This is a genomic window from Candidatus Hydrogenedentota bacterium (assembly GCA_035416745.1).
GTDB lineage: Bacteria > Hydrogenedentota > Hydrogenedentia > Hydrogenedentales > SLHB01 > UBA2224.
On the sequence record DAOLNV010000051.1, the window covers coordinates 35,674 to 41,164 of the forward strand.

The 5,491-nt window shown below is 63.2% G+C and carries 3 protein-coding genes; 1 reads left to right on the forward strand and 2 read right to left on the reverse strand.

The window, feature by feature from the left end; all coding sequences use genetic code 11:
• Positions 1-2,025 (forward strand): alpha-galactosidase (locus PLJ71_14915; protein HQM49978.1); only part of this gene is annotated, 2,025 nt, incomplete at its 5' end.
• A gap of 69 nt (positions 2,026-2,094) precedes the next feature.
• Here PLJ71_14915 and PLJ71_14920 read toward each other — a convergent pair.
• Together PLJ71_14920 and PLJ71_14925 are read right to left on the reverse strand one after the other, a co-directional pair.
• Positions 2,095-2,799: a hypothetical protein gene (locus PLJ71_14920; GenBank protein HQM49979.1), complete on the reverse strand. Its 705-nt coding sequence runs from the start codon at positions 2,797-2,799 to the stop codon at positions 2,095-2,097.
• Positions 2,800-2,812: 13 nt separating this feature from the next.
• A complete protein-coding gene (locus PLJ71_14925) occupies positions 2,813-5,119 on the reverse strand; it encodes a hypothetical protein (protein HQM49980.1) in 2,307 nt (768 codons plus the stop codon).
• Positions 5,120-5,491: the final 372 nt, after the last annotated feature.

Below are 5,491 nucleotides of genomic sequence, written 5' to 3' on the forward strand. Positions count from 1 at the left end.
TTCGAGCTATCCGAGCAGGGCCAGGCCGTCGCATGGCAGGTGGTTGCGCCCCGCGACGGGATCACGACGCGTCTGGCCATCGAAACGCCCGACCACCATATTCAAGGCTTCGTTGTCTTCTCGGGCACGGGCGACCGTCTGGAAATCAGGCCGGTGCACCGCACGCGCCAGAACTATGAGGGGCGTTTGATCTTCGAAGGGACGGCACGGCTTGGCGGGGACAGTTTTGCGTGCAGGACGCGTCCGCCGGCATCCCAGGCCGTGGTGCAGTTCGCGTCGGGCAACGCGGACAGCGCCCTCAACGATTCCGTGTATGACGGCACTTCCGACACGCTGCTGCGTTTCGATGCGCGCGGCGCCGGGCCGAGGCTCAGCACGATGGAAGGCGGTTTCGGCGTATGGTGGTGCGCGCCGATTCACGTTCCGGATGAATCGGCGGTTGTCATCGAAGTGGCTCGAAATTATTACCGCGAGCGCTGGGTTCCGTTTTTCACGCCCGTGAACCGGGACCGGTGTCCGGCGCCGCCCACGGGCTGGATGTCGTGGAACGTGTACTTCGATACGGCTGGCGAAGAGGAAAATCTTGCCGAAGCGCGCGTGGGGGCGGAGCAGCTCAAGCCGTTCGGCCTTGCGATCTGGCACATCGAATCGTGGCAGGACAACAGCGCCCAGTTGCCCGTGAGCAATTTCTCGAACCTCAACCTGAAACCGTCTCTGGAGAAGTTTCCGCATGGCATGAAATGGCTCGCTGAAGAAATCCGGAAGCTGGGGTTTGTGCCGGGTATCTGGACGGTTCCCTTCGGGACGGGTAACGCGGAGTTCTACGAAGCTCACAAGGAGTGGTTTCTGCACAACCCTGACGGCACGCCCATGTCAAACTGGTCGGGCACGTACGTGCTGGACCCGTCCCAGGAGGCGGTGCGCGCGCATATGGAAGAAATGCACCGGGTCATGTCCCAGGAGTGGGGGTACGAATACTTCAAGATCGACGGGATGTCGGGAGCGAACCGGGGATACTCAGCCCATTTCTATGAAATGCCTGATGTGCGGGCGGCGTTCAAGAATCCCGAGGTCGAAGGGCCGTTCAGGCTATGCGTTGAGGCCCTGCGCAGGGGTATTGGAGACCATGCCGTCTGGCTGGCGTGCCAGGGCCACTACTCGGGACCCGAGGCGGCCTGCGCCGATGCGGGACGCACCGGGTCGGACATCGTCCACTGGCGCAAGCCTCCCGGCTGGAACAATTATCTCGACCAGGCCCGGATCACCTTGAATCAGATTTTCGTGAACAACATTCTCTGGTGGTGCGATCCGGACACGCTGCTGGTCGGCGAAGCGCCTATCGAAATGGCGCGCCTCGCGACTGCCGTGGTGGCTTTGCCCGGGCAAATGATGTTCGCGGGCGACAAACTCGCCGAGCTGACGCCCGAACGCATGCGGCTGCTGCAACAGGCACTGCCCGTGTGCGATGTGCGGCCCCTCGACTTGTATCCCATCTATGAGCTGGTTCCCGTGTGGGACCTCAAGATCAAACGGCCTTTCGGAGAATGGGACGTTGTGTCGCTCTTCAATTTCGGTGAGGAGGCCCGAACCATCGAAACAGGCATCGAAACCCTGGGCCTTGCCGAGGGCAGCTACATCTTCTACGATTTCTGGACGGGCCAGTGGGGCGAAACTTCCGAGAAACTCGGCCGCGAGTTGCCTCCGCACAGCAACGCGTTGCTGGCTGTTCATCGGGCGGCGGCACATCCCCAGTTTCTCAGCACCGATCGCCACATCACACAGGGCGGGGTCAGCCTCGAAGCCCTCGAATGGGACGACGCGTCGAAGACATTGTCCGGCACAGCGCGTGTGGTCGGCGGCTTTCCAGACAAGCTGGTCTTCCGCGTGCCGGACGGGTATTCGCTAACCGCGGCGACAGCGAATGGCGCGGCAATCAGCCACGGCATGTCTGCCACGGGACTACTTGAGATAACCTTAGCGGGCGAAGAGTCGCATTCGGTTGCGTGGTCGCTGCGGTTTGAGTGAGGCGGGCACCTCCACGTGCGCAGGTTTCTGCCTCAAGGGGGCGTATTCCCGCGCGGAATGGTCTCCCGCTCACTCGTAACAATGCGTGGGCATCCGCGGGAGCACGCTTCCGAAAGTCTCCGCGGACAAGCGCGTCACCGGGAAGTAGTCGGAGTTGTTGTAATACGAGTACTTGACGAACTCGACGTGCCCGTCCATATGCAGTACGTTGGCGCCGTATGGCACGTGCCCGAACTGGGACTCGTTGAGGGGGATGCGGTCCCACATCACGGGAATGGTGCTCTGGCCGGCGGTGTCCGGGCGGCTCGAGTTTGCCCACACCGGCACGGGTAAGGCCAGATCATTTCGGGCGAAGGCCGCGAAGGGCAGATAGTGGTATGCCTCGAACAGCGCCAGGGCCTGTTCGTCGCTTACGAGCGCATATCCCGTGTAGATGTAGTAGAGCGACGACACGCATTCGGGCCGCTCGAATCGCAAATGGATCAGGCTGCTGGGACAGACCAGGACGCTCAGGTCCGTCAAGTACTCGGGATAGAGCGCGCTCATGTCGAACATCCAGTTGTTGGGAATTGGACTCAGGGGCGGAAACGTGGCCCCTTTGCTCTCGTTGGCAAACATCTTCATCACCATGCCGAGTTGCTTGAGGTTGCTCGCGCAGGACGCATGTCTCGAAGCTTCCCGGGCTCTGGGCAAAGCAGCCATGAGGAGCGCGGCGCCGATGAAAACCAAAACCAGGATGACGGCCCATTCCCACAGCCGGAGTTGAAGTTTCATGGCAGTTCTCTCCTTACGCTTCGTGCTGTGGAGCAGGGGCCGTCTTGTCGGCGCCAAGGTAGGTTTGAATCCGGCTGTGAATCCACGGCGCCATGGCCGCGCCGCACGCAGCCAGCGCCGTCCAGAAGATGAAATTCCACAGGGACTCGCCTGTGGCCGCCCGGCACGCGAGCACGGCGGCAATCGCACTCGCGGCGAGGGTCACATGCCAGCGTCGAAGGCGCCTGCCGCGCGCGTATTGCAGCGCGAGCCACCCTGCTCCGAACACAGCAGCCCAGCCGGCGAGTGCTAACGCGCGCCTGCCGGCGGCCGCCCAGCGGGCATGATATACGTAGAGCGTGAGGCCCAGCTCCTCGCCTTCGGGGGTCATGAGCCGCCGGAAGAGGTAGGACACCCCTTCGGCAGGCAGATCGATCCGCACAGGCAGCACTCCCGCCACCTCGGCCTCGCCCGCGGCGGCTTCCTGCAGTTCCTGGCCCTGGTAACGCGGCTCGCCGCCCCCCGCCGACGCGGCCGGGTTGTTGATGTCCTTGATGTAGAAGCGTTCGATGCCTTCACGGAGCCTGTAGAGCGTCTCTTGCGACACACTGGTTTGCCCGCGATCGAGGGTCATGCGTCCTCCTGCGGCGAACTCGGCGGCAGGCTTCAGATCGCCCTCAGTACGGAATACACGCTGGTTCTCAGGCATGAAGACCTGCCACGTGACCTCGTTGGCCAGGACATCCGTGGCGGGGGCCTTCAACAGGTGCTTTTCATAGAGCAGAGGGCTCTTCGGGGCGGACTCCATGTAGACCAGTTCGACGGGAAAGGTGTCCAGTACGCGGCCGGTCTCCGCCGACTTGAACAAGGGGATCAGGACAGCGCCGTTCTCGCCGTCACGAGCGGGTTTTACGACTTTTCCGCCCACCTCGGCCGACCAGATATCGGTCTCTTTGGGCAAGGCTACGCGAAGGAACTGTTTGATGTTGTTGCGGACGTCGTAGTGCGCGCGGGTGACGGCCATGCCTTCCTCCGTGATCATGGTGACCAGCATGGCCCGGTCGATGCTGGCGACACGCACTGCCACATCCTGAAGCCGCCGCACCTCGACCGGCATGAAGTAACGATCCCCGACGTATTTGTATCCGAGCAGCAACGGATTGGCCGACATGGCGCGCAGGGCCTCGGGAAGCTCGGTAATATCGATGCGCGTGAGGTTCTCGATACCCTCGGCAGGCGCTACCTCGACGTTGCTGCGCGCCGCGAGCCCGAGGAACCCCGTCTGGCGCACAACATCCGCGACACGGAGTTCCGGCACGGCAATCATCGGCGCCTCTTCGTCGAGGGGCATCTCGAAATGCATCATCAGTTCGTAGTCTGCCTCGACCGCGTGGTTGAGCTTGATCTCGACGGACTGTTCCTCGCCGGCTTCGGCTACGGTCCACGCGGCGCCCTGTCCGGCGGCCTCCAACACATTCACGCCCTTCGGGACGGTGATACAGAAGCTGTCGGCGGCTCCGTGAAGCACGTCGAAGCGCAGTTGCGTGCGGCAGTCGAGGTAGCCGTCGGTGATGGTGGCCAGCGTCGCGGCCGAACTGGCGACGCGCGGGGGTTCTGGCGGCCGGGCGGCTTCCTCTTCCTTCTTTTTGAGCACGGCTGGGAGCGTCCACTGCACCGCGATGCTCTCGGTGCTCCGGAAGGCGAGAGCCGCGGTCAGACCTTCCTCTGTGGGTTCAACGGCGATGTTCAGGGCGTCCGGGGCGGCTACTTCGGCGTCTTTCACGGGGATGGCCAGGGTCATGTGGGTGACGGGCGTCCGCGCGCAGGGAAACTCGGCCGTCAACACCCCTTCGCTGGCCGAGATATCGGTATAGAAGGTCGTCTCGAAAGCGTAGAGCCCCGGCTTCGGTATGGCCAGCAGGAGCCAACCGTCGGCGTTGGCCGACAGCGACGCCGGCTCGCCATTCAGGGACGCGCTGACCGGCGCCACGGTGTTCTTCAAGATGGGTATCTTGGCCCAGCAATCTTGATTGAACACCTCGATATCAAATTCGGCCCGCACGCGCATGCTGTCTTCCGCTTCGACGCAGGCATCATACCGCGCTTCCGAGATGGTCCAGTCAAAAGGGGGCGGCGGGGCGGGTTCCTCCTTCTCGAGTTCCCGCGACCGGGCCGCGTACAGCTCCTCGAGAAGGGAACGTAAATCGTTCCATTCCATCTCCATACGCGCCGAGTCCATCTTGGGGATGGCCTCCGGCTGCGGTTGGGACTCCGTGCCCCGGGCCGCGGTCACAGGGCACAGCAACGCGAGCGCAACGGCAAGCAGACGGTGCAGTTTCATTGTTCGTCCTCCCAAACGGTTCATCTGTGTTGATGAGTACGCACGGGGAGGCGAATGGTTCATTTCTGGAAAGAGGGGAGACCTTGCGGTCACGGGGGTGGTGCGGTCGTGAGACCGCACCACAGCGGAGGGAGGGGAGACCTTGCGGTCATGAGAGTGGCGCGGCCGTGATGCCGCCCGTCGCTCGCGCCCTGGACATGTACCGGGCTAGACAGCCTTTGCGGACTTGGCACGCACGGCCGCGCAGGCCCCGCCCGCGACAAAACCCAGCGCCAACAGCAGCCACGCCGCGTCGGCGGGGGAACTCACGGCGCGAAGTGTGATCGCTGACTCGGCGCCCGCCGCCGTGAAGGTGAGAAAAGTGGGCGTCTC

Bases quoted from the DNA above. Each gene is read 5' to 3' on its own strand.
- PLJ71_14920 (HQM49979.1), bottom strand. From the start codon at position 2,799: ATGAAACTTCAACTCCGGCTGTGGGAATGGGCCGTCATCCTGGTTTTG.
- PLJ71_14925 (HQM49980.1), bottom strand. From the start codon at position 5,119: ATGAAACTGCACCGTCTGCTTGCCGTTGCGCTCGCGTTGCTGTGCCCT.